At 41.2% G+C, this 24,145-nt stretch carries 22 protein-coding genes; 19 read left to right on the top strand and 3 right to left on the bottom strand.

Features of this window, described 5'->3' with window-relative positions:
- The first annotated feature begins 50 nt into the window (after window positions 1–50).
- From leuS to MK385_RS03515, 10 genes are all read left to right on the top strand, one after another.
- A complete protein-coding gene (gene leuS / locus MK385_RS03560; protein WP_268725317.1) occupies window positions 51–2,552 on the top strand; it encodes a leucine--tRNA ligase in 2,502 nt (833 codons plus the stop codon).
- 91 nt (window positions 2,553–2,643) lie between these two features.
- Window positions 2,644–3,099 carry a MarR family winged helix-turn-helix transcriptional regulator gene (locus tag MK385_RS03555; protein ID WP_268725316.1) on the top strand — a complete coding sequence of 152 codons (456 nt, stop codon included), beginning with the start codon at window positions 2,644–2,646 and terminating at the stop codon, window positions 3,097–3,099.
- Window positions 3,100–3,154: 55 nt separating this feature from the next.
- Window positions 3,155–4,387 (top strand): acyl-CoA thioesterase/BAAT N-terminal domain-containing protein, encoded by a 1,233-nt coding sequence (locus MK385_RS03550; RefSeq protein WP_268725315.1) that lies wholly within the window; start codon window positions 3,155–3,157, stop codon window positions 4,385–4,387.
- 139 nt (window positions 4,388–4,526) lie between these two features.
- Entirely contained in the window at window positions 4,527–4,940 is a 414-nt protein-coding gene (locus MK385_RS03545) for a YjdF family protein (RefSeq protein ID WP_268725314.1), read from the top strand.
- A 494-nt stretch (window positions 4,941–5,434) separates the two neighbouring features.
- The gene (locus MK385_RS03540; RefSeq protein ID WP_268725313.1) at window positions 5,435–6,301 is read left to right on the top strand and encodes an ABC transporter ATP-binding protein; all 867 of its coding nucleotides are present in this window, start codon (window positions 5,435–5,437) and stop codon (window positions 6,299–6,301) included.
- Entirely contained in the window at window positions 6,301–7,143 is an 843-nt protein-coding gene (locus MK385_RS03535; protein ID WP_042902987.1) for an ABC transporter permease, read from the top strand. Before MK385_RS03540 ends, MK385_RS03535 begins: the two co-directional genes overlap by 1 nt.
- Before the next feature lie 18 nt (window positions 7,144–7,161).
- On the top strand, window positions 7,162–7,617 hold the full coding sequence (locus MK385_RS03530; RefSeq protein ID WP_000701938.1) for a LytTR family DNA-binding domain-containing protein: 456 nt from the start codon (window positions 7,162–7,164) through the stop codon (window positions 7,615–7,617).
- Between the two features lie 9 nt (window positions 7,618–7,626).
- Window positions 7,627–8,046, top strand: coding sequence for a DUF3021 domain-containing protein (locus MK385_RS03525; RefSeq protein WP_000825486.1), 420 nt, complete (start codon window positions 7,627–7,629; stop codon window positions 8,044–8,046).
- A gap of 93 nt (window positions 8,047–8,139) precedes the next feature.
- Window positions 8,140–8,835, top strand: coding sequence for a GNAT family N-acetyltransferase (locus tag MK385_RS03520; RefSeq protein WP_268725312.1), 696 nt, complete (start codon window positions 8,140–8,142; stop codon window positions 8,833–8,835).
- Window positions 8,836–8,846: 11 nt separating this feature from the next.
- A complete protein-coding gene (locus MK385_RS03515; protein ID WP_268725311.1) occupies window positions 8,847–9,263 on the top strand; it encodes a GNAT family N-acetyltransferase in 417 nt (138 codons plus the stop codon).
- Between the two features lie 594 nt (window positions 9,264–9,857).
- On the opposite strand, the gene MK385_RS03510 is transcribed toward MK385_RS03515, so the two are convergent.
- Together MK385_RS03510 and MK385_RS03505 are read right to left on the bottom strand one after the other, a co-directional pair.
- Complete coding sequence (locus tag MK385_RS03510; RefSeq protein ID WP_195594813.1) at window positions 9,858–10,736, bottom strand: AraC family transcriptional regulator; 879 nt, start codon at window positions 10,734–10,736, stop codon at window positions 9,858–9,860.
- 75 nt (window positions 10,737–10,811) lie between these two features.
- Window positions 10,812–12,011: an L-lactate MFS transporter gene (locus tag MK385_RS03505; RefSeq protein WP_268725310.1), complete on the bottom strand. Its 1,200-nt coding sequence runs from the start codon at window positions 12,009–12,011 to the stop codon at window positions 10,812–10,814.
- 218 nt (window positions 12,012–12,229) lie between these two features.
- Here MK385_RS03505 and MK385_RS03500 point away from each other — a divergent pair, with 218 nt between their 5' ends.
- From MK385_RS03500 to MK385_RS03460, 9 genes are all read left to right on the top strand, one after another.
- Window positions 12,230–12,838, top strand: coding sequence for an NADPH-dependent FMN reductase (locus MK385_RS03500; protein WP_000779598.1), 609 nt, complete (start codon window positions 12,230–12,232; stop codon window positions 12,836–12,838).
- Window positions 12,839–12,863: 25 nt separating this feature from the next.
- On the top strand, window positions 12,864–15,275 hold the full coding sequence (locus MK385_RS03495) for a flavocytochrome c (RefSeq protein WP_268725309.1): 2,412 nt from the start codon (window positions 12,864–12,866) through the stop codon (window positions 15,273–15,275).
- A gap of 287 nt (window positions 15,276–15,562) precedes the next feature.
- On the top strand, window positions 15,563–16,561 hold the full coding sequence (gene ruvB, locus MK385_RS03490) for a Holliday junction branch migration DNA helicase RuvB (protein WP_326845577.1): 999 nt from the start codon (window positions 15,563–15,565) through the stop codon (window positions 16,559–16,561).
- Window positions 16,542–17,126 carry a nucleotidyltransferase family protein gene (locus MK385_RS03485; RefSeq protein WP_268725308.1) on the top strand — a complete coding sequence of 195 codons (585 nt, stop codon included), beginning with the start codon at window positions 16,542–16,544 and terminating at the stop codon, window positions 17,124–17,126. The genes ruvB and MK385_RS03485 overlap by 20 nt, the downstream gene beginning before the upstream one ends.
- 206 nt (window positions 17,127–17,332) lie before the next feature.
- Window positions 17,333–18,091, top strand: coding sequence for an isoprenyl transferase (locus MK385_RS03480; RefSeq protein ID WP_268725307.1), 759 nt, complete (start codon window positions 17,333–17,335; stop codon window positions 18,089–18,091).
- 8 nt (window positions 18,092–18,099) lie between these two features.
- Window positions 18,100–18,903, top strand: coding sequence for a phosphatidate cytidylyltransferase (locus tag MK385_RS03475; protein ID WP_000159119.1), 804 nt, complete (start codon window positions 18,100–18,102; stop codon window positions 18,901–18,903).
- 15 nt (window positions 18,904–18,918) lie between these two features.
- Window positions 18,919–20,175 (top strand): RIP metalloprotease RseP, encoded by a 1,257-nt coding sequence (gene rseP, locus MK385_RS03470; protein WP_061421446.1) that lies wholly within the window; start codon window positions 18,919–18,921, stop codon window positions 20,173–20,175.
- A gap of 16 nt (window positions 20,176–20,191) precedes the next feature.
- The gene (locus tag MK385_RS03465) at window positions 20,192–22,045 is read left to right on the top strand and encodes a proline--tRNA ligase (RefSeq protein ID WP_268725306.1); all 1,854 of its coding nucleotides are present in this window, start codon (window positions 20,192–20,194) and stop codon (window positions 22,043–22,045) included.
- A gap of 98 nt (window positions 22,046–22,143) precedes the next feature.
- The gene (locus MK385_RS03460; RefSeq protein ID WP_268725305.1) at window positions 22,144–23,523 is read left to right on the top strand and encodes a glycoside hydrolase family 1 protein; all 1,380 of its coding nucleotides are present in this window, start codon (window positions 22,144–22,146) and stop codon (window positions 23,521–23,523) included.
- A 38-nt stretch (window positions 23,524–23,561) separates the two neighbouring features.
- Here MK385_RS03460 and MK385_RS03455 read toward each other — a convergent pair whose 3' ends face one another.
- Entirely contained in the window at window positions 23,562–23,975 is a 414-nt protein-coding gene (locus MK385_RS03455; protein WP_268725304.1) for an EamA family transporter, read from the bottom strand.
- Between the last annotated feature and the right edge of the window lie 170 nt (window positions 23,976–24,145).

Here is a 24,145-nt window from a genome sequence, read left to right as displayed (position 1 = left end):
ATTCCCCTAAAAATGGTATAATAGTAACATCATAAAATTGGAGAGATACCATGAGTTTTTACAATCATAAGGAAATTGAGCCTAAGTGGCAGGGCTACTGGGCTCAACATCATACATTTAAGACAGGAACAGATGCGTCAAAACCGAAGTTTTATGCTCTCGACATGTTCCCATATCCTTCAGGAGCCGGATTGCACGTAGGACACCCAGAAGGTTACACAGCAACGGACATTCTCAGCCGTTACAAACGTGCGCAAGGCTACAATGTCCTTCACCCAATGGGATGGGATGCCTTTGGATTGCCTGCAGAGCAATATGCTATGGATACAGGAAATGACCCAGCAGAATTTACGGCGGAAAATATTGCCAACTTCAAACGTCAAATCAATGCGCTTGGATTCTCTTACGACTGGGATCGTGAAGTCAACACGACAGATCCAAACTACTACAAGTGGACTCAGTGGATCTTCACCAAGCTTTACGAAAAAGGCTTGGCCTATGAAGCGGAAGTACCAGTAAATTGGGTCGAAGAATTGGGAACGGCCATTGCCAACGAAGAAGTCCTTCCTGACGGAACTTCTGAGCGTGGAGGCTATCCAGTTGTCCGCAAACCGATGCGCCAATGGATGCTTAAAATCACTGCTTATGCAGAGCGCTTGCTTAATGATTTGGATGAACTTGATTGGCCAGAGTCTATCAAGGATATGCAACGCAACTGGATCGGGAAATCAACTGGTGCCAATGTAACCTTTAAAGTAAAGGGAACAGATAAGAAATTCACTGTCTTTACCACTCGTCCGGATACCCTTTTCGGTGCGACTTTCACTGTATTGGCACCTGAGCATGATTTGGTAGATGCTATCGTAAGTCCAGAACAAGCTGAAGCCGTAGCAGACTACAAACACCAAGCTAGCCTCAAGTCAGACTTGGCTCGTACCGACCTTGCTAAGGAAAAAACAGGGGTTTGGACGGGTGCTTATGCCATCAACCCTGTCAATGGCAAGGAAATTCCAATCTGGATCGCTGACTATGTTCTTGCTAGTTATGGAACAGGTGCTGTCATGGCTGTGCCTGCCCATGACCAACGTGACTGGGAATTTGCTAAACAATTTGACCTTCCAATCGTCGAAGTACTTGAAGGTGGAAACGTTGAAGAAGCTGCCTACACAGAGGATGGCCTTCACATTAATTCAGACTTCCTAGATGGATTGAATAAAGAAGATGCTATTGCCAAGATTGTGGCTTGGTTGGAAGAAAAAGGTTGTGGTCAAGAGAAGGTTACCTACCGTCTCCGTGACTGGCTCTTTAGTCGTCAACGTTACTGGGGTGAACCAATCCCAATCATTCATTGGGAAGATGGGACTTCAACAGCTGTTCCTGAAAATGAATTGCCACTTGTCTTGCCAGTCACCAAGGATATCCGCCCTTCAGGTACTGGGGAAAGCCCATTGGCTAACTTGACAGACTGGCTTGAAGTGACTCGTGAAGATGGTGTCAAAGGTCGTCGTGAAACCAACACCATGCCACAGTGGGCTGGTTCAAGCTGGTACTACCTCCGCTATATCGACCCACACAATACTGAGAAATTGGCTGATGAGGACCTTCTCAAACAATGGTTGCCAGTAGATATCTACGTGGGTGGTGCAGAGCATGCTGTTCTTCACTTGCTCTATGCTCGTTTCTGGCACAAATTCCTCTATGACCTCGGTGTTGTTCCGACTAAGGAACCATTCCAAAAACTCTTTAACCAAGGAATGATTTTGGGAACAAGCTACCGTGACCACCGTGGGGCTCTTGTGGCAACTGATAAGGTTGAAAAACGTGACGGTTCCTTCTTCCATGTGGAAACAGGAGAAGAGTTGGAGCAAGCGCCAGCCAAGATGTCTAAATCCCTCAAGAACGTTGTTAACCCAGACGATGTGGTGGAACAATATGGTGCCGATACCCTTCGCGTCTATGAAATGTTCATGGGACCGCTTGATGCTTCAATTGCTTGGTCTGAAGAAGGTTTGGAAGGAAGCCGTAAATTCCTCGACCGTGTTTACCGTTTGATTACAAGTAAAGAAATCGCTGCGGAAAACAATGGTGCTCTTGACAAGGTTTATAACGAAACCGTTAAATCTGTTACTGAGCAAATCGAATCCCTCAAATTCAACACAGCCATTGCCCAACTTATGGTCTTTGTCAACGCTGCTAACAAGGAAGACAAACTCTATGTGGATTACGCCAAAGGCTTTATCCAATTGATTGCCCCATTTGCACCTCACTTGGCAGAAGAACTTTGGCAAACAGTTGCAGCAACAGGTGAGTCCATCTCTTACGTGGCTTGGCCAACATGGGATGAAAGTAAATTGGTTGAAGACGAAATCGAAATCGTCGTCCAAATCAAAGGTAAAGTTCGTGCTAAACTCATGGTCGCTAAAGACCTGTCACGCGAAGAATTGCAAGAAATTGCTCTGGCTGACGAAAAAGTCAAAGCAGAAATTGACGGTAAGGAAATTGTCAAAGTGATTGCGGTACCTAATAAACTCGTTAATATCGTTGTGAAATAAGATAGGAATCCTTCAGAGTAGAATCTGGAGGATTTTTATTTGACAAGAAGTTTCTATTTTGTTAATATAATTAACAAAGAAAAGAGAGATTATGGATAAAAAAGAATTTATTACATTTAATAATCGTTTCAATAGATTTATTTTAGCATTTGAACAGCTAAAAAAAAATCAACATAAAATTAGTATTGACAATTCCATTACGTTGAATGAGGTACATTTGATTGTTGTGATTGGGAAAAATCAGCCCTTAAATCTAGTGAAATTATCTGAATTATTAAAAGTTTCGAGAAGTGCAATAACTCAAAGTGTTAGGAGATTAATTCAAAAAAATTTAGTTGTTTTTGATTTTGCTCCGAATAATGGGAAAAATAAATATTTGAGATTATCTGAAAAAGGCATCGAAGTTTTTAAAGTCCATAAGGAGCAACAAGCATATATTGAAGAATCGGTCTTTTCAGTTTTAAACAACTATAGCGAGGAGGAGCTTCAAACAGTTGTGAAATTGATGGATGATATTGAAAATGTATGGGGAGGATTACCGTGGTGAAAGTCACGGTAAATTTTAAACTTAGTTGTTAAGTATGTTAACAAAAGGAGAAGATATGACTGTAAATATTGAGCTGATTTCACAAACTGACTTAGCAGATGAATCTTTTTATATTACTATCAATGGTTTAGAACCAAGGACAAGGTATTGTGTAGAAATGTACCTGTCTGATTATTACTGTATAAATGCTCCCTTACTTTTAGATCATGATGTCATGTGGAAATCAACTGCAATTTTTTTATCTGATCAGGACGGTATGATTGACACCTCTCAAACAGCATCTATTTCGGGATCTTATAAAGGAGTTTCAGAAATGGGCTTGTTCTTTAATGCGAAACCGTTGAAAAATAGGAAAAGGAGATTACCCAGTTCTCTTGATAGAATTCCATTACGAAATTGTTTTGGTGTTGAAATTAAAATCAGGCTGGGGAAAGATGTGGTCGCGGAGCAAAGTTTTGTAAGGCGTTATATGAATCTGGGAATAAGGTATCAAGATATTTATGATAAGCATTTTCAAGGTCGATTATTTTATGATGAAAAGTTAAGAAAGGCGCCAGCCGTGATTATTGTTAGTGGTAGTGAGGGAAGAATTGAAAAAGCTCAGAACATTGCCCAACTTTTATCTTCTAGAGGCTACATTTGTCTTGCGATAGCTTATTTTGGTTTAGAGGGATTACCCCAAAACTTAGAACGAATTCCGATAGAATGTCTGGAGGAAGCGAAAGATTTTCTATGTCATCATCCTCAAGTTGATAATACAAAAATAGGAATATATGGTCGTTCTAAAGGAGCAGAGCTTGTTCTGGCTGGACAAAGTATTTTGGATGATGTGCAATGTTTGGTACTCAATTCCCCCTCAAATGTAATATTTGAGGGAATAAAGGGAAAACTCAACTCTCATTCATCTTCTTGGACATATTTGCAAAAAGAACTTCCGTATCAAAAATTTCAACTAGGAAATTATTTTTTAAACAAGTTTTTTGGAAAACATATTTCTGAAGATAGTAGGGCTCAGATTGATATGAGTAAAATTGCCTCTCCTTTATTATTACTAGGAAGCGATGTCGATGAAATATGGGATGCGTCATCCGCGATAGATGATATTATTTCACATTATAAAGGGAAATCCATTTTGTTTAAAAAATATCATGAAACGGGGCATATGTTAACGGTTGCTTATCAACCGAATCATCATTATCGAAAAGATTGGCGCTTATTAATGAAAGAAAGTGTAGACTCTTGGTTTGCTACGATAAATTTTTTTGATACGCATTTGAAAAATTTGTAGATAGTGCTGAACCGTGCTATAATAGTCCCAACTAAGATAAAAACACAGTTCTGGTTGGTAGTCCAGACGTAGGCAAGCCTATCAGTAACCTTCCTCCTTGGTTGTCCATTCTTAGGGATAGATTTAAGGAGGTGCTGTCGTGGAAATCGTTTCAATTGGCTTGACAGTTTATTTTGAAGATGGATTTTGGCATGGATTGTTTGAACAAGAGTATGAGGGAACTTATCAAGTTTGTCGTGTGACATTTGGTCAGGAACCAAAAGAGGATGAAATTTTGAAACTTTTACAGACTCAGTTTGCTCGGTTATCTTTTAGTCCAGAGGCAACAGTCAAACAGCATGTGAAGATTAGGAATCCGAAGCGTCTGCAGCGAGCTGTAAAGAAACAGGTGAAGCAGAAAGTTTCTTCTAAGTCACAAGAGCTTTTACAGTTGCAGCATGAGGAACAAAAAAAGCATTCAAAACAACAGTCTAGTCTCCAAAAGCAATTGCTCAAGCAAGAGAAATTTGAACGCAAACAGCAAAAACGTAGAGAGAAGCACAAGGGGCACTAGTGACTCTCTCTTTCATAAAATAGAACAGCTCTTCTTGGATAATAAGAGCTGTTTTTGCTTGTATTGAAGATTTCTTTCCTAATAGATAGACTTATCGTTAATGGCAGTTTCAAATTCAGGACCATACTTGCTTGCTTCAAATTCAATCCTGCCCCATTCAGCATTTTCATTTTACTAGAAGGGAGTGTGTGCCATGATTTCTGATTCATTTTTTATTGTTTGGTTTAGCGAGAACAATACTATTGACTCCTGGATTTTTCTGCCGGATGCTATAAAATGCCTCTTTTATAGCGCATGTTTAAAAATATAATGTATGGTTGTAAGTGATTTTAAACTTCCTCTAGTGATTCGATAGGAGAAAAACGAGCCTGCTCTACTTTAATTTAACCCCCATTATTTTACCACTTGGCCTTTCATTTTAACTGCTTATCTCAAAAGTCGATTTTTCTTTCATTTTTTTTGTTAAACTAGTGTGGTAAAGAGGAGGGGAAAATATGATTTTACAAGCTGAACATTTGACTAAACGGTACGGCAATCATATGGCTGTCGATGATATTCAGTTAGAATTTGAAAAAGGAAGTTTCAATGCTATTTTGGGACCCAATGGTGCAGGGAAATCAACCACCATTTCCATGTTGATCGGTTTGAAAAAGCCGACACAAGGTCAGATTCAATATGCGCCAAATACGAAAATCGGAGTTGTTTTTCAAGCCAGTGTACTGGATGAGATGTTGACGGTTAGGGAAAATCTCACGATTCGCGCTCAACAGTATAAGGAGATTGCGGCAAGTCGTGTGGATGATTTGATTCATCAACTGGGTTTGACGGCTTTCCAGAAACAACTCTATGGAACCTTGTCAGGTGGACAAAAACGTCGGGTTGATATTGCGCGTGCTCTTCTTTCGCGACCAGATATTCTTTTCTTGGATGAACCAACAACAGGTCTTGATATTCAGACGCGCAAATCCATCTGGGATCTACTGTATCGACTACAAAAAGATGAAGGGATGACTATTATCTTAACGACTCATTATCTGGATGAAGCAGATGAAGCGGATCAGATCTATATCGTTGATCATGGGAAAGTGATTGCGCAAGGTTCTGCGACTGCTATTAAAAGTCAGTATGCATCTAATATCCTAAAAATTCGTTTTAAGGAAATGAAGGATCTAGAAAAGCTGCTACAGGTTGGAATGACAGTAGAGGAAGAAAATGAGTTGGAATATCTTTTTTATCCAAGGACGTCACAGGAAGCCATTGAATATTTAGCAAAAGTTCGAGAAGAAATTGATTCTTTTGAGTTTCGTTCGGGTACTATGGATGATGCCTTTATTGCACTTACAGGAAGAGAGGTTCGCTAATGCTAGCTTTATTGAAACGGAATTTTATCTTATATTTTCGTAATCGTTCGGGAGTATTTTTCTCATTATTGGGGGCATTGATTTCCTTCCTCCTTTATATCATTTTTTTGCAGAAGAATTTGACGGATTCTTGGTCCCAACTCCCTAATAGTACGAACCTTTTAAATAACTGGCTGATGGGTGGGACGTTGGCTGTGACTGGGATGACAACCAGTTTTACGGCTCTTAAACAAATGGTACAGGACCGCGAAAATCAAGTGGATCAAGATCTCTTCTTGACTGATTTAGGCAACTGGGGCTTACAGGCGTCCTATCTAATCAGTAGTATTGTCATTTCTTTTGTCATGCAGGTGTTTATGTATGCTGTTATGAGTTTTTATTTTAAAGAGAGCCCAGTTATCAGCCATTTACCGGAAATCGCTTTGATTATGTTGTTAAGCAGTCTGCTTTCAAGTTTGGTAAATGTTCTCTTGATTTACCGTTTTCAATCTGTAGATAGCCTTGGTAAACTGGCAACGATAGTGGGAACTGCTTCTGGATTTTTAGTAGGAACTTATATCCCCATTGGAGTATTACCTGATTCTGCACAGCTTTTCATGAAATGTACCCCTGCCACTTATATTGCTTCTCTCTATCGACAAGTCTTAATGAAAGAGCGATTAGAGACCGCATTTTCAGGAAATAACAGTCTGTTACAGGAATTTCAAGAAAAAATGGGAATCCAAATCAACTGGCAAGAACTATTGACAAAGGAAGAAACATACTTTATAGTGGTTATTATCAGTCTCGTCGCTATTCTTCTTTGGATGTTATTTGTTAAAGTGTTTAGCAAGAGAAAATAAAGATGTATTGGAGAGAAAATGAAGATTCGTTTTGAAATGAAGACAGAGTTTTCAGAAAAAGACCCACACATTTTAATTCAGGCAGCTCAGTTAACTGACCAAGCAAGAGAAGTCATGGAGTATTTAGAACAATTTTCAACGACTAATCAGGTGGTCATTCCTATTCGAACGGATGATCATCTGGTTATGGTGAAAATTGAGGATCTTATTCTAGCAGATATCGATAAGAATTTGTTGACCATTTATACGGTAGATGGGATTTATAAAACTAAGGAAACATTGACAAACTTTCAGAATCGAATTAATCGACGTAACTTTATACAGATATCACGTCATTCAGTTATAAACATTGACCATTTAGAGTCATTATCGGATAGCTTTTCAGGGAACATGATGGCTAAAATGACTCGGGGTATCAAATCGAGTGTGAGTCGGAAATACGTTAAGTCCTTAATGGATTATCTAGGTTTATAGGAGAAAATCATGAAGCGATTGATTGCTTATTTTGTATCGGGAATGCGGACGGCCTCCTTTGTTTATTTGAGTTTGGTGTTATTGGCGCAGTTTTATTCAGGTATTACCTATCCTGCACCAACGACAAAAAATATTCTAGCTTTGTTTTTGATGAGTGGAATTATGGGGGTATTGACCTTAATCCTTGAAAGGCTAGAGTTTCTTGCTTATAGTATGCGTGTAGGAGTTCATTTGTTAGCGACAGCTACTATTTTAGTATTGACCTACCTATTTTTTGGCTGGGGTTCGGCATTGTTGAGTCCCTTGCTGTGGTTCTTTTTCTTATTAATTTATGGACTGATATGGTTGTACCAGATCTGGCAAACTCACAAGCTCACCCAACGAATTAATCAAGCCTTAGAAGATAAAAGAAAGAAAACGAATCACTAATGTAGTGAGTGGATGAGGTTTGAGGAGAGTGCTAGTTTCCATATAGAGCAAATTATGATATAGTATTCTCAGCGTAAAACAAGGAGAAAAACGATGCCAGTAAATGAATATGGTCAGATGATTGGTGAGTCAATGGAAGGTTATACATCTGGTGAATTGCCTTCTATTGATTTCTTAGAAGGGCGCTACGCTCGGATAGAGGCTCTTTCGGTGGAAAAGCATGCGGAGGATTTATTAGCTGTTTATGGTCCAGGTACTCCTCGGGAGATGTGGACCTACCTCTTTCAGGAACCAGTGGCAGATATGGAGGAACTGGTTACCGTCTTAAATCAGATGTTGGCTCGAAAGGACCGTTTTTACTACGTGATTATAGACAAGGCAACTGGTAAGGCCTTGGGAACTTTTTCTCTCATGCGCATTGACCAGAATAACCGAGTAATAGAAGTGGGTGCCGTCACTTTTTCGCCTGCTCTTAAGGGGACGAGGATAGGAACAGAAGCTCAGTATCTCTTGGCACGCTATGTTTTTGAGGAGCTTAACTATCGTCGCTATGAGTGGAAATGCGATGCTCTAAATTTTCCATCCAGACGAGCTGCGGAGCGTTTGGGCTTTGTTTATGAAGGAACCTTCCGTCAGGCAGTCGTTTATAAGGGACGTACACGGGATACGGATTGGCTCTCTATGATTGATAAGGACTGGCCTCAAGTTAAAGCTCGTTTGGAAGCATGGCTGACTCCTGAAAATTTTGATAAAAATGGACGGCAGTACAAGAGCTTAAGAGAATTCTGAGAGGTATTAGGATGATGACTATTAGAAGGCAAGAAATCGTCAAGCTAGAGGATGTTTTGCATCTCTATCAGGCAGTTGGATGGACAAATTATACACATCAACCTCAGATGTTGGAGAGAGCCTTGTCTCACTCATTAGCGATTTATCTGGCACTTGATGGCGATGCCGTGGTGGGCTTGGTCCGTTTGGTCGGAGATGGTTTCTCATCGATTTTTGTCCAGGATTTGATCGTTTTGCCTAGCTATCAGCGCCAAGGGATTGGTAGCGACTTGATGAAAGAGGCTTTAGGTGACTTCAAAGATGCCTATCAAGTCCAACTAGTGACCGAACAGACAGAAAAAACCTTGGGATTCTATCGATCTCTGGGATTTGAAACTTTATCTACTTATGACTGTACAGGAATGATTTGGGTGGATCGAAAAAGATAAAAAAATCATTTTTTCTTAAGTAAAGTTTAAGTCTCCTTGTGTATCATATAATTATTAAATAAAGACCTCCTAATACTTTTCGAAAATCTCACCAGCCTTCGTTAGAGTCGACTTAGCTAACTATAGTTATGCTTGCGTCTATCTGCCTAGTCTGGTTTCGATTTTCATTGAGTACCCTTTATTTAATGAAATCCCAAACTTTTCTTTTTCATCATAATCTCCTAAAGAAGTCACCCAATCAGGTGGCTTTTTTATGACTTGGGGAGGAAAAATCCATTTGAAAAAAATTTTAAAAAAATGATAAATCAGAGAAAAAGTTAAGTTAGCTTTAAGATTCATCTTGTATTATATAACCATTAAATAAAGACCTCCTAATACTCTTCGAAAATCTCACCATACTTCGTTAGAGTCGACTTAGCTAACTATAGTTATACTTGCGTCTATCTGCCTAGTCTGATTTCGATTTTCATTGAGTACCCTTTATTTAATGAAATCCTAAACTTTTCTTTTTCATAATAATCTCCCTAAAGAAGCCACCCAATCAGGTGGCTTTTTTGTTTGAAAAAACTCCTTAGAAAGACTAAGGAGAAAGAATCATGTTTTCTTTTTAAGTTGTTGGTTTCGATACTGTCTAGGTGTTAAGTAATAGTGCTGCTTAAATTGACGGTTGAAGTTTGAAATGTTGGTGAAACCGACCTGGCTTGCAATTTCTTGAATGTTGAGGTTGGTTTGGACGAGTTTTTCACAGGATTTCTCAAGACGTAACTGGAGCAGGTAGTCCATACAACTGGCTCCAGTATGTTGCTTGAAAATACTCATAAAGTGATTTTTACTATATCCAAATGTTGCAGCCAGTTGCTCAATATGAATGGGTTCTGAGTAGTGCTGTTCAAGGTAGCAAATCACTTCTTTTAGTTTTTGGTATTTTTGGTAGGTATCATCTGTATAGTGTCGATTGACGTATCTATACTTAAAGAGAAGATGAAGCAATTCGTATAGTTTAGATTTTATGAGTAGGTCGTAGTATATGCCTTTTTCTTCAAGGATAGAAAAGAGTGAAAGAAGGCAGGATTGAATTTGATCATAGGCCTTATCTCCTGGTGATATTTGAGGAGTTAGGCAAAAGTGACCAGAGTGGAGGGGTTGGATATAGCGTTGGCTAAAGCTGTCAATCTGACTTCTCCCAAGATAATCTAGATGAATTCGAAAGCTAGTAGAAAATAGTTCTTGATCTTTGTGAGAATAGATAGCATGGAGAGAGGTCGGTTGGATAAGAAAAATATCTCCTTCACGACTTTCAAAGCGTTCTGAGTTGATATGAACGATGGCAGAACCCTTTGTAACATAAATAATCTCTAGCTCAGGATGACAATGATAGATTGTGTCAGGAGATGTTTTGGATAAGATTTGTTTTTCAAAATCATATGGGAAGTCAGATGGGTTATCTCGTAAGAAACGTGAACGGTCTGCCATGGTAAATCCTCCCAATATTCTATTACTACTTTTATTATACCAAAAAAACTTCCTTATCTAGGAAGTTTTCGAGTTTTAAGCTTTCTTTTTCATATAAAAAATAGTAAGCATAAGTCCAATGAAGGCCAAAGCAATAGCAACATAAAAAGCTACACTATAATTTCCATTATTAGCCATTGCCATTTGAACAGCGACTTTGGGAGCGAAAAATGCTGCTAAAGAATATCCAGTGAAGACGATACCGTAGTTGACCCCTTGATTTGCAGGACCGTAATTTTCCATGACGATAGATGGGAAGACCCCCATAACACCGCCAAAGCAGATACCAAGTCCAATAATTCCTAAGGTAAACCCGAGTTGACCAGGGACGATAGTTAGGGAGAATAAAGCTAGGACAATGACAGAATAGATAATCAATAAGGTCTTTGAACGGCCGATTTTATCAGAAAGTGATCCCCAGATAAAACGACCACTAGAGTTTGCGATTGAATAAAGAGAGACATAGAGAGCTGCAGTGCCTGCAGAGAGTCCAAACATTGATTGACCGATTGGTGATGCTTGAGAGGCAATCATCAAACCAGAAAAGGCGCCAACAAAGAACATGCTAATGATAATGTAAAACAGAGGACTTTGTAGCATTTGTTTCCAGTTTTTATTAGTAGGTCCTTGTTTGGTTGGGATAGGAGCTTTCCAGCCTGCTGGTTGGTAGCCGCTTGGAGCTGCCTTAATAAAGAAAATTGCACAGATGATAACAACAATATAGACTAGCCCAATTGTACGAAAAGCAAAGAAGGCATCTTGTTGTTGAATGAGATTGCTCGCGACTGGAGAAGCGATGACTGCGGCAAATCCCATGCCACCTGTCAGAATTCCAGAGGCTAAGCCACGTTTATCAGGGAAGAGGCGAAGTGAATTGGAGAGGGCACCTGAATAGGCAAAACCTTGACCAAGCCCGGCCATTAATCCATAAGTCAAATAAAGCATGGCTGGTGAATTGGCATAGCCGGTTAAGTAAAATCCGCTAGCAAATAGAAGAGCGCCGAGGGCGATGGTCCATTTTACATAACCTTTGTCAACTAAATAACCTCCGAGAATCATGGGGATAGGGCCTATTGCAGAGTTGATAGCAAATGCTAACATAATATCAGACATGGACCAGCCTGTTGAACTGCTAAGTGGTCCGGCAAAAACAGAAAAGGAATAGACGGCACCTGTGCAAAGAAGAATGGCTGTAGACGCGACTAAAATCCTCCAACGATTGAATGTCTCTTTCATAAAAACATCCTCCTTAAATGTATATTTTTTCACCAAGACTATATCATAGTTAAGGAAACCGGTCAATAGTTTATGAAGATATTTTGTTAATTTTTTCACGAATTTGTACTAAAGTACGATAATCTGATAGAATAACACGGTCTTTATTATCAAGGATTTACAAGATTTTCTAAAGTAGTATAATGAAAGTAGATTAAATAAATGAAAGGGGTACCAAGATGAAACTAGTTGCTATCGTTGGAACCAATTCAGATCGCTCAACCAATCGGAAACTCTTGAAATTTATGCAAAAGCACTTTTCGGATAAAGCCGACATTGAGGTATTGGAAATCAAACAATTGCCAGCCTTTAACGAACCTGAGGACAAGCTAGCGCCAGCTGAAGTTCAAGCTTTTTCAGAAAAAATTCTTGCTGCAGATGGTATGATTATTTCAACACCTGAGTACGACCACACGATACCAGCACCTTTGGCCTCTGCTTTGGAGTGGATTGCTTATACCAGTCGTGCCTTAATCAATAAACCGACGATGATTGTTGGTGCTTCTCTCGGTTTGCTGGGAACATCTAGAGCGCAGGCACATTTACGTCAGATTTTAGATGCGCCGGAGCTTAAAGCGAGAGTTATGCCGGGTACAGAGTTCTTTCTAGGTCATTCTGAGCAAGTCCTGGATGATGAGTGTCATTTGAACAATCCTGAAAAGGTTGCAGAACTAGAAGAACATTTTTCAGAGTTTCAAAACTTTGTTGAATTAACAAAGGCTTTGGTCAAACCAGAAGATACAAATCGTAAGAAATCTTTCATTTGGGAAGAATGGTTGAAAGCATAAGTATTTCAAGAAAGGAGAACAATCCATGAAATTAGTAGCTATTGTTGGGACTAATGCAAAAAAATCCTATAATCGCAACCTGTTGCAATTTATGAAAAGACATTTTGCTCAGAAAGCGGATATTGAGATTTTAGAGATAACAGATGTACCAATGTTCAATGAAACAGATGATCAAACAGATACACCTATTATTCAGAAGTTTAATCAAGCTATTTCAGAAGCTGATGGTGTCATTATCTCGACACCCGAGCACAATCATACGATTCCATCAAGTTTGAATAGCTTGCTCGAGTGGTTGTCTTTTAACATTCATCCACTAGACGGAAAGCCGACCATGATTGTCGGAGCTTCTTACGATATTCAAGGTTCTTCACGTGCCCAACTTCATCTTCGTCAGATTCTGGATGCTCCTGGGGTAAATGCAACAGTTATGCCAGGTAGTGAGTTTTTACTTGGTCGAGTGCATCGAGCGTTTGATGACAATGGAGATTTGATTGATGAGCGAACCGTTGATTTTCTAGATAGTTGTTTTTATCGCTTCCTTCGCTTTGTATCCGTTGCAAACCAACTAAATCTTCCTGAAGAAGTTCGCTTTGAACCGGGGACTTACCATGTTACAACTGAAGGCCATAATGGTAAATTACCGATGGATGTAACGGTTTCTGAGGACCGTATTGAAAAAATTGAAATCGATTCTTCTGGAGAATCTTCAGGAATCGCAGATGTCGTCTTTACCCGTATCCCAGCGGAAATCATTGAGGGACAAACCTTAAATGTTGATGCGGTGTCAGGAGCTTCTGTGACTTCAAATGGTGTTTTAGATGGAGTTGCGCGTGCAGTCAAACAAGCCGGTGCAAATCCAGATGTTTTACGGAAACGTTCAAAAGCGCCATCTGCCCTAGATAAAGAAGATAAGACCTATCAGGCAGACGTTGTCATCGTCGGAGGCGGAGGAGCTGGATTAGCTGCAGCCGCTGCAGTCTTACAAGCTGGTAAGAAGCCAATTGTTGTTGAGAAATTTCCTGCAATTGGAGGAAATACTGTTCGTGCAGGTGGTCCAATGAATGCACCAGATCCAGCATGGCAAGGAACCTTCTCAGCTCATCCAGGTGAGGCTCATACGCTTCAAGAATTGATTGCGACAGATGAATCAACGATTGATCCAGAATATTTAGAGGACTTTAGAGCCTTGAAAGTTGAGGTTGAGCAGTATTTGCAGGACCCGAGCTATTTGTTTGACTCTACCTTACTTTACCGTATCCAAACCTATATCGGTGGGAAACGAAAAGATTTACAAGGAAATGAAATTCATGGCCAATACGATTTGGTTTCTGTTTTAACCGAACGGGCCCTAGAGTCTGTTCGTTGGTTGGAAGACATCGGTGTTGAATTTGTTCGTAGTGAAGTGACAATGCCAGTTGGAGCCCTTTGGCGTCGTGGTCATAAGCCGGTCCAACCAATGGGGTATGCCTTTATATCTGTCCTACAAAAATATGTTCTAGAACATGGTGGTAAGATCTTGACAGATTCTCCAGTTAAAGAATTGCTTGTAGAAGACGGGGCTGTCAAGGGTGTCAGAGCAGAAGGTCGAAACGGTCAAACCATCATTGTCAATGCAGATGCTGTTGTTCTAGCTTCTGGAGGATTTGGTGCCAATACAAAGATGCTACAAAAATACAATACCTACTGGACTGAAATTGCAGATGATATCGCTACATCTAATACACCAGCTGTAACAGGAGATGGTATTCTTTTAGGGCAAAGTGTAGGTGCAGATCTAGTGGGTATGGGCTTTAGTCAAATGATGCCAGTATCCGATCCAGTGACAGGAGCTCTTTTCTCAGGACTTCAAGTTCCCCCAGCAAACTTCATCATGGTAAATACTGAAGGGAAGCGCTTTGTAGATGAGTACGGTAGCCGAGACAAGCTATCTCAAGCGGCGATTGATAATGGAGGCTTGTTCTATCTAATTGCAGATGAACGTATCAAGGCAACAGCCTACAACACTAGCCAAGAAAAAATCGATGCCCAAGTCAAAGCAGGCACTCTCTATCGTGCAGATACGATAGAAGAGTTGGCGGTTCAGATTGGTATGGCCCCACAAGTTCTAGTGGAAACGATTAAGAATTACAATTCCTATGTAGATGCAGGTTTTGATCCTGAATTTAATAAAGGTAGTTTTGATCTTAAGTGTGAGGTTGCGCCATTTTACGCAACACCGAGAAAACCAGCCGTTCACCATACAATGGGTGGACTCAAGATTGATACTTCAACACACGTTTTGAATGAAAATGGTCAGATTATCCCTGGTTTGTATGCTGCCGGAGAAGTCGCAGGTGGACTCCATGCAGGTAACCGTCTAGGAGGAAATTCGCTTACGGATATCTTTACTTTTGGACGTATTGCAGGTCAAACAGCTGTTAAAGAAAATTGTTAGTGATTGATTTAAAAATTAAGGGAATTTTAAGTCTCCTTTTGTATTATATAATCATTAAATAAAGACCTCCTAATACTCTTCGAAAATCTCATCAACCTTCGTTAGAGTCGACTTAGCTAACTATAGTTATGCTTGCGTCTATCTGCCTAGTCTGATTTCGATTTTCATTGAGTACCCTTTATTTAATGAAATCCTAAACTTTTCTTTTTCATAATAATCTCCCTAATGAAGCCACCCAATCAGGTGGCTTTTTTGTTTGTGGCTTGGATTTTTGATATAATAGAGCCATGAGTAGAATTTTAGACAATGAGATCATGGGGGATGAGGAGTTAGTAGAACGTACCCTCCGTCCCCAATATTTACGTGAATATATCGGTCAGGATAAAGTCAAGGACCAGCTGCAAATATTTATCGAAGCAGCGAAGATGCGTGATGAGGCGCTGGACCATGTTCTTTTGTTTGGCCCTCCAGGTCTTGGGAAAACAACCATGGCTTTTGTCATTGCCAATGAACTGGGAGTCAATCTCAAGCAAACTTCTGGTCCTGTCATTGAAAAAGCAGGTGACTTGGTAGCGATTTTGAATGATTTGGAGCCGGGAGATGTCCTCTTTATTGACGAGATTCATCGCTTGCCCATGTCGGTGGAAGAGGTGCTTTATAGTGCCATGGAGGACTTCTACATTGATATCATGATTGGGGCTGGTGAAGGCAGTCGCAGTGTTCATCTGGACTTGCCACCTTTTACCTTGATTGGTGCAACGACACGAGCTGGGATGCTTTCAAATCCTCTTCGTGCCCGTTTTGGGATTACAGGTCACATGGAGTATTATACCCATGCTGACTTGACAGAGATTGTCGAGCGGACGGCAGATATCTTTGAGATGGAAATCACTCATGAAGCTGCATCTGAGTTAGCTTTACGCAGTCGTGGAACTCCTCGTATTGCTAATCGTCTCCTCAAGCGCGTGCGTGACTTTGCGCAGATTATGGGCGATGGCTTGATTGATGATGTCATTACGGATAAGGCCTTGACTATGCTGGATGTAGACCATGAAGGTTTGGACTATGTGGACCAGAAAATCCTTCGTACCATGATTGAGATGTACGGTGGTGGTCCTGTCGGTTTAGGTACTCTCTCCGTTAATATTGCCGAGGAGCGTGAGACGGTTGAAGACATGTACGAACCTTACCTCATCCAAAAAGGTTTTATCATGCGGACAAGGTCTGGACGGGTGGCGACTGCTAAGGCATATGAGCATTTAGGTTATGAATACAATGAAAAATGAGCAAGAAATTCTAGATGCTTTCAGAGAAAATCTGGATATGATGACTATTCTGACCATCATTCGTGATCTTGATCTGAAAGATTCGTGGTTGGCGGCAGGTTCTGTCAGGAATTTCATCTGGAATCTCTTGTCTGATAAATCGCCTTTTGATAGTGAGACGGATGTGGATGTGATTTTCTTTGATCCAGATATTTCTTATGAGGAAACAGTATCCATAGAGAAAAAACTGAGAGAAGATTTTCCTCAGTATCAGTGGGAGTTGAAAAATCAGGTCTATATGCATCTGCACAGTCCCCACACAGCGCCTTACACGAGTTCTCGTGATGCCATGAGTAAGTATCCTGAGCGCTGTACGGCGATAGGGCTTCGCTTGCATGCTGACGCAACTTTAGAGCTCTTTGCGCCTTATGGTTTAGAGGATATTTTGAACTTTCAGATTTCCCCAACTCCTCATTTTTTAGAGAATGAAGACCGAATGAAGCTCTATCAAGAACGCTTGTCCAAGAAAAATTGGCAAGAAAAATGGAAAAATCTGACTTTTTCAAAAAACTTAAGAAAAATTTAAGTTAGGGACGGTATACTAGGTTCATAAGTTAAGAGGAACTTAACTTAAACTCCTAAAACTTTTTCATAATAATCTCCCTATAAAATTAAGTCGCCCAATCAGGCGGCTTATTTTTTGTCTGTATGGAGAGCTAATAACTTAGCAATAGAAGAAAATAGGGAAATATGGTATAATGAAACGATAGATTTTTGAATAGGAATAAGAACATGTTTGGATTTTTTAAGAAAGATAAAGCTGTAGAAGTCGAGGTTCCAACACAGGTTCCTGCTCATATTGGCATCATCATGGATGGGAATGGTCGTTGGGCTAAAAAACGGATGCAACCACGGGTTTTTGGTCATAAGGCGGGGATGGAAGCCCTCCAAAAGGTGACCAAGGCAGCTAACAAGATGGGAGTTAAGGTCATCACGGTTTATGCCTTTTCAACGGAAAATTGGACACGCCCAGATCAAGAAGTCAAGTTTATCATGAACTTGCCAGTCGAATTTTATGATAACTACGTCCCTGAATTGCACGCAAATAATGTTAAGATTCAGATGATTGGGGAGACAGACCGTTTGCCTAAGCCGACTTTTGAAGCTTTGAAAAAAGCGGAGGAATTGACCAAGAACAATACGGGCTTGATTCTCAATTTTGCGCTTAACTATGGTGGCCGTGCTGAAATTACGCAGGCTCTTAAGGGCTTGGCTCAAGATGTTCTAGATGCTAAAATCAACCCTGGTGACATCACAGAAGATATGATTGGGGACTATCTTTTCACGCAACACCTGCCAAAGGATTTGCGAGATCCTGATTTGATTATCCGTACGAGTGGTGAGTTGCGTTTAAGTAATTTCTTGCCATGGCAAGCAGCCTATAGTGAGCTTTACTTTACGGATATCTTGTGGCCTGATTTTGATGAAGCCGCCTTGCAGGAAGCTATTGCTGCTTTTAACCATCGCAATCGCCGTTTTGGAGGAGTTTAGGAGAAGATATGACCAAGGATTTACAAAAGAGAACATTGTTTGCGGTATTGGCCCTGGCGATTTTCCTTCCAGTCTTGTTTGCAGGAGGGCTCTTGTTGCAGATAGGGATTGGCTTGTTAGCCATGTTAGGCGTCCATGAACTCTTGCATATGAAGGGGCTAAAGACTATGACCATTGAGGGTGCATTGACTCTCTTTGCGACCTTCGCTCTCACAGTTCCTTTGGAAAATTACCTAACATTTTTGCCTGTTGATGGGAATGTAGTTGCCTATAGTGTTCTGATTACCATAATGCTAGGGACAACCGTTTTCAGTAAAAACTATACGATTGAAGATGCCGCTTTCCCAATTGCTGTGAGCTTTTATGTTGGTTTTGGCTTCAATGCCTTACTAGATGCTCGGGTGGCAGGTTTTGACAAGGTACTTTTGGCCCTTTTTATCGTTTGGGCGACAGATAGCGCAGCCTACCTGACAGGGATGAATTTTGGTAAACATAAGTTGGCTCCGAGAGTTTCTCCTAATAAGAGTATTGAGGGCTTTGTCGGTGGTATTCTAGGTGCGGTACTGATAACAGTGATTTTCATGTTAGTGGACAGCACAGTTGCTCTTCCTTATGGGATTTATAGAATGAGTCTCTTTGCTGCCTTCTTCAGTGTGGCAGGTCAGTTTGGTGACTTGATTGAGAGTGCCATGAAACGCCATTTCGGTGTCAAGGATTCTGGAAAATTTATCCCTGGACATGGTGGTGTATTGGATCGCTTTGACAGCATGCTGATTGTGTTTCCAATGATGCACTTATTCGGCCTGTTTTAAAGAAAGGAATATTGAATGATTGGATTGCTAACCTTTATCCTCGTTTTTGGGATTATTGTGGTGGTGCATGAGTTTGGACATTTTTATTTTGCCAAGAAATCAGGCATTCTAGTTCGTGAATTTGCCATTGGTATGGGGCCCAAGATTTTTTCCCATATCGGTAAGGATGGCACTGCTTATACCATTCGAATCCTTCCTCTAGGAGGCTATGTTCGTATGGCAGGCTGGGGTGATGATGCGACAGAAATCAAGACAGGAACTCCAGTCAGTTTAACACTTGCTGATGATGGTAAGGTCAAACGGATCAACCTCTCAGGGAAGAAACTGGATCAAACGGCTCTTCCTATGCAGGTAACCCAGTTTGACTTTGAAGACAAGCTCTTTATCAAGGGGTTGGTCTTGGAAGAAGAAAAGATTTTTGCAGTAGATCACGATGCAACGGTTGTTGAAGAAGACGGAACCGAAGTGCGCATCGCTCCTTTGGATGTACAGTATCAAAATGCTTCTATCTGGGGCAAGCTCATCACCAACTTTGCAGGTCCTATGAATAACTTTATCTTAGGTGTTGTTGTTTTTTGGATTTTGATCTTTTTGCAGGGCGGTGTTAGAGATACTCAGACCAATCTCTTTCACGTCATGCCAGAGGGCGCTTTGGCTAAGGTAGGTGTAGCTGAGACCGCCCAAATTACCAAGGTCGGCTCGCATGAGGTTAAGAATTGGCAAGACTTGACCCAGGCTGTGGAAGCAGATACCAAGGACAAGACAGCCCCGACCTTAGATGTGACCATTTCTGAAAATGGTAGCGAAAAACAAGTCACGGTAACGCCAGAAGAAAATCAAGGACGTTATATTATCGGGGTTCAACCGGGAGTCAAGTCAGACTTTCTATCCATGTTTGTTGGTGGATTTACAACCGCTGCTGATTCAGGGCTTCGTATCCTTTCGGCTCTGAAAAACTTGATTTTCCATCCAGATTTGAACAAACTCGGCGGTCCCGTTGCCATTTTTAAGGCAAGTAGCGATGCTGCTAAAAATGGAATTGAGAATGTCCTCTATTTCCTAGCCATGATTTCCATCAATATCGGGATTTTTAACTTGATTCCGATTCCGGCTTTGGATGGTGGAAAGATTGTGCTCAATATCCTAGAGGCTATCCGCCGGAAACCCCTTAAACAAGAAATTGAAACCTATGTCACCATGGCTGGTGTAGTTATGATGGTTGTCTTGATGCTAGCTGTGACCTGGAATGACATTATGCGACTCTTCTTTTAGATAATCGAGGAATATTATGAAACAAAGTAAAATGCTAATCCCAACGCTTCGCGAAATGCCAAGCGATGCTCAAGTTATCAGCCACGCACTTATGTTGCGTGCTGGTTATGTTCGTCAAGTTTCTGCTGGTGTTTATTCTTACCTACCACTCGCTAACCGTGTGATTGAAAAGGCTAAGAATATCATGCGCCAAGAGTTTGATAAGATTGGTGCGGTGGAAATGCTAGCGCCTGCCCTTCTCAGTGCCGATCTTTGGCGTGAATCAGGTCGTTATGAAACCTATGGTGAAGACCTTTATAAACTGAAAAATCGTGAAAAGTCAGACTTTATCCTAGGTCCGACACACGAAGAAACTTTTACAGCTATTGTTCGTGACTCTGTCAAGTCTTACAAGCAGTTGCCACTCAACCTTTACCAAATTCAACCTAAGTACCGTGATGAAAAACGTCCACGTAACGGACTTCTCCGTACGCGTGAGTTTATCATGAAAGACGGATATAGTTTCCATGCTAATTACGATAGTTTGGACGTGACTTATGACGAGTACAAGGCGGCCTACGAACGTATTTTCACTCGTAGTGGCTTGGACTTCAAGGCCATCATCGGTGACGGTGGAGCCATGGGTGGTAAGGATAGCCAAGAATTTATGGCCATCACACCAGCCCGTACAGACCTCGACCGCTGGGTTGTCTTAGACAAGTCAGTTTCCTCATTTGATGAAATTCCTGCAGAAGTGCAAGAAGAAATCAAGGCAGAATTGCTCAAATGGATGGTTTCTGGTGAAGACACCATTGCCTACTCAAGTGAGTCTAGCTATGCAGCTAACTTAGAAATGGCAACAAACGAATACAAACCAAGTAACCGTGTCGTCGCGGAAGAAGAAGTGACTCGCGTCGAGACTCCAGGTGTAAAATCCATCGATGAAGTTGCAGCCTTCCTTAACGTCCCAGAAGAACAAACAATCAAAACCCTCTTCTACATGGCAGATGGTGAGCTTGTTGCAGCCCTTCTAGTTGGAAATGACCAACTCAATGAAGTCAAGTTGAAAAACCACTTGGGAGCAGATTTCTTTGATGTTGCGAGCGAGGAAGAAGTAGCAAATGTTATCCCAGCTGGCTTTGGTTCGCTTGGCCCAGTTGGTTTGCCAGAAAATGTGAAAATCATTGCAGACCGTAAGGTACAAGATGTTCGCAATGCTGTTGTGGGGGCTAACGAAGATGGCTACCACTTGACGGGTGTGAACCCAGTTCGTGATTTTACTGCAGAATATGTGGATATCCGCGAAGTTCGTGAGGGTGAAATTTCACCAGACGGACAAGGCGTTCTTAACTTCGCCCGTGGTATTGAGATCGGTCATATTTTCAAACTCGGAACTCGCTACTCAGCAAGCATGGGTGCAGATGTTTTGGACGAAAATGGCCGTGCTGTGCCAATCATCATGGGTTGTTACGGTATCGGTGTTAGTCGTCTTCTCTCAGCAGTTATGGAGCAACACGCTCGTCTCTTTGTCAACAAAACGCCAAAAGGGGAATACCGTTACGCTTGGGGAGTTAACTTCCCTAAAGAATTGGCACCATTTGATGTGCATTTGATTACTGTCAATGTCAAAGACGAAGAAGCGCAAGCCTTGACAGATAAACTGGAAGCCAACTTGATGGGAGCTGGTTACGAAGTCTTGACGGATGACCGTAACGAACGTGTCGGAGTGAAGTTTAGCGATAGCGACTTGATTGGGTTGCCAATCCGTATCACTGTTGGGAAGAAAGCGGCAGATGGTATCGTAGAAGTCAAGATCAAGGCGACTGGTGACACCATCGAAGTTCACGCAGACAACTTGCTCGAAACCCTTGAAATCCTAAGCAAGAAATAAAAACTATAATCAGAAGAAAAACAAGGCAAAAATGTAACTAGTTTTTACCTTGTTTTTTCTGTATAATGGGAAAAATGAGTAAACAAAGAGGTAAAGCTATGCTAAAATTTCCAAAGGATTTTGTTTGGGGTTCCTCTACTTCTGGACCACAGACAGAAGGACGAGTGCTTGGTGATGGTAAAGGAGATAATCTCTGGGATTATTGGTATCAAGTAGAGCCAAACCGCTACTATAATGAGATTGGTCCAGATAAAACATCGACCTTCTATGAGAACTGGGAAAAGGATATTGAGCTTTTGGTAGAGACTGGGCATACAGCCTTCCGAACTTCTATCCAGTGGTCTCGTATTTTCCCACAGGGCCGTGGAGAGGTCAATCCGCAAGGGGTGACTTTCTACCGTCAGGTTTTTGAGGCTATTAAGGCCAAGGGCATTCTCCTCTTAGTCAATCTCTATCACTTCGACCTGCCTTTTGCCCTCCAAGAAGACGGCGATGGTTGGGAAAATAAGGCAACTGTCAAGGCCTATGAAGACTATGCGCGTTTCTGTTTTGAGACTTACGGTGACTTGGTGGACCAATGGATCACCTTTAATGAACCTATCGTTCCTGTTGAGTTTGGCTATTTCTATGATGCCCACTATCCTCATAAGGTAGATGCTAAAGCAGCGGTTAAGGTAGCCTATCATACACAACTGGCTAGTAGTCTTGCGGTTAAGGCCTGTCATGAGATTCTGCCTGATTCCAAGATTGGGATTGTCCTTAATTTGACACCAGCCTATCCACGTAGCCAGCATCCTGCGGATGTCAAGGCTGCGCGCATTGCCGACCTCTTCCAAGCTCAATCTTTCCTAGATCCGTCTGTCTTGGGAGCTTATCCAGAGGAATTGGTGGAAATTTTAGCTGAGCATGATTTGCTGCCAGAGTACACTGTTGAAGAGTTAGAACTCATTCGCGAGAATACAGTTGATTTCCTTGGAGTCAACTACTACCAACCTTTGCGCGTTATGGCGCCGCGTTTTGCTAAACATCCAGACAGTCCCCTCTTGCCAGAGCATTTCTACGAACCTTACGTCATGCCTGGTCGTAAGATTAATCCTCACCGCGGTTGGGAAATCTACGAGCAAGGGATTTACCATATTGCTCAAAACATCAAGGAAAACTATGGTAATATCGAGTGGATGCTGACGGAGAATGGTATGGGTGTTGAAGGTGAAGATAAATTCCGTGAGAATGGTATGATTCAGGACGATTATCGTATCGACTTTGTCAAAGGTCATCTTCGTGAACTTCATCGTGCCATTGAAGATGGTGCTAATTGTAAAGGATACTTGATCTGGACCTTTATCGATTGCTGGTCATGGCTCAACAGCTATAAAAACCGCTATGGTTTAGTCGAGCTTGACCTTGAAACGCAGGAACGTCGCCTGAAGAAATCGGGCCACTGGTTTAAAGAACTCAGCGACCATAATGGATTTTAAGAATAAAAAGAGTGAGATGATGTTCATCTCACTTTTTATTACAATATCATCACCAAGGTCCCAATCGTAATCAGGATACAGCCAATAATTGTTTTAAACGTCAGGATATCTTGTAGAAAGAAAAAGGCTAGAACGAGGGTAATGACGAGACTGAATTTATCGACAGCAGATACCTCGGTCGCATTGCCCATCTGTAGAGCCTTATAGTAGCAGAGCCAGGAGGCGTCAGTGGCTAGACCAGATAAGATGAGAAAGAGCCAACTTTTTTTACTGATGTTGACAATTTCGGTCTGACTATTGGTCAAGAAAACCATGGCCCAGGCCATAAGAATGACGACGACTGTACGAATAGCGGTTGCTAGATTGGATGGAACTCCTTCAATCCCAATCTTGGCTAAAATTGACGTTAAGGCTGCAAAGATAGCTGATAAAAGTGCGAAGAAAAACCACATGGCAAATACCTCCTCTTTTTATTATAAGTAATTGATGCTGACTTGTCAGGTATCAAGTGAAATTCTGATAAAATGCCAGATAAAAAACTATACCAATTTTTATTCTTGACAAGTGAGAAAAACAATTATATACTGTTTTTGCTGATTCTGTAAAAGGAAAATCAGACTAT

It is taken from the genome of Streptococcus oralis (genome assembly GCF_026782125.1).
GTDB lineage: Bacteria > Bacillota > Bacilli > Lactobacillales > Streptococcaceae > Streptococcus > Streptococcus oralis_CE.
The sequence above is the reverse complement of the archived record's forward strand: the minus strand, read 5'-3'. Positions and strand labels throughout refer to the sequence as shown.

Coding starts and splice junctions, on each gene's coding strand:
- MK385_RS03505 (WP_268725310.1), bottom strand. CDS start 12,011: ATGAAAGAGACATTCAATCGTTGGAGGATTTTAGTCGCGTCTACAGCC.
- MK385_RS03500 (WP_000779598.1), top strand. CDS start 12,230: ATGAAACTAGTTGCTATCGTTGGAACCAATTCAGATCGCTCAACCAAT.
- MK385_RS03540 (WP_268725313.1), top strand. CDS start 5,435: ATGATTTTACAAGCTGAACATTTGACTAAACGGTACGGCAATCATATG.
- MK385_RS03525 (WP_000825486.1), top strand. CDS start 7,627: ATGAAGCGATTGATTGCTTATTTTGTATCGGGAATGCGGACGGCCTCC.
- MK385_RS03475 (WP_000159119.1), top strand. CDS start 18,100: ATGACCAAGGATTTACAAAAGAGAACATTGTTTGCGGTATTGGCCCTG.
- MK385_RS03460 (WP_268725305.1), top strand. CDS start 22,144: ATGCTAAAATTTCCAAAGGATTTTGTTTGGGGTTCCTCTACTTCTGGA.
- MK385_RS03495 (WP_268725309.1), top strand. CDS start 12,864: ATGAAATTAGTAGCTATTGTTGGGACTAATGCAAAAAAATCCTATAAT.
- MK385_RS03480 (WP_268725307.1), top strand. CDS start 17,333: ATGTTTGGATTTTTTAAGAAAGATAAAGCTGTAGAAGTCGAGGTTCCA.
- MK385_RS03455 (WP_268725304.1), bottom strand. CDS start 23,975: ATGTGGTTTTTCTTCGCACTTTTATCAGCTATCTTTGCAGCCTTAACG.
- leuS (WP_268725317.1), top strand. CDS start 51: ATGAGTTTTTACAATCATAAGGAAATTGAGCCTAAGTGGCAGGGCTAC.
- MK385_RS03535 (WP_042902987.1), top strand. CDS start 6,301: ATGCTAGCTTTATTGAAACGGAATTTTATCTTATATTTTCGTAATCGT.
- MK385_RS03465 (WP_268725306.1), top strand. CDS start 20,192: ATGAAACAAAGTAAAATGCTAATCCCAACGCTTCGCGAAATGCCAAGC.
- MK385_RS03510 (WP_195594813.1), bottom strand. CDS start 10,736: ATGGCAGACCGTTCACGTTTCTTACGAGATAACCCATCTGACTTCCCA.
- MK385_RS03530 (WP_000701938.1), top strand. CDS start 7,162: ATGAAGATTCGTTTTGAAATGAAGACAGAGTTTTCAGAAAAAGACCCA.
- ruvB (WP_326845577.1), top strand. CDS start 15,563: ATGAGTAGAATTTTAGACAATGAGATCATGGGGGATGAGGAGTTAGTA.
- MK385_RS03550 (WP_268725315.1), top strand. CDS start 3,155: ATGACTGTAAATATTGAGCTGATTTCACAAACTGACTTAGCAGATGAA.
- MK385_RS03520 (WP_268725312.1), top strand. CDS start 8,140: ATGCCAGTAAATGAATATGGTCAGATGATTGGTGAGTCAATGGAAGGT.
- rseP (WP_061421446.1), top strand. CDS start 18,919: ATGATTGGATTGCTAACCTTTATCCTCGTTTTTGGGATTATTGTGGTG.
- MK385_RS03515 (WP_268725311.1), top strand. CDS start 8,847: ATGATGACTATTAGAAGGCAAGAAATCGTCAAGCTAGAGGATGTTTTG.
- MK385_RS03485 (WP_268725308.1), top strand. CDS start 16,542: ATGAATACAATGAAAAATGAGCAAGAAATTCTAGATGCTTTCAGAGAA.
- MK385_RS03555 (WP_268725316.1), top strand. CDS start 2,644: ATGGATAAAAAAGAATTTATTACATTTAATAATCGTTTCAATAGATTT.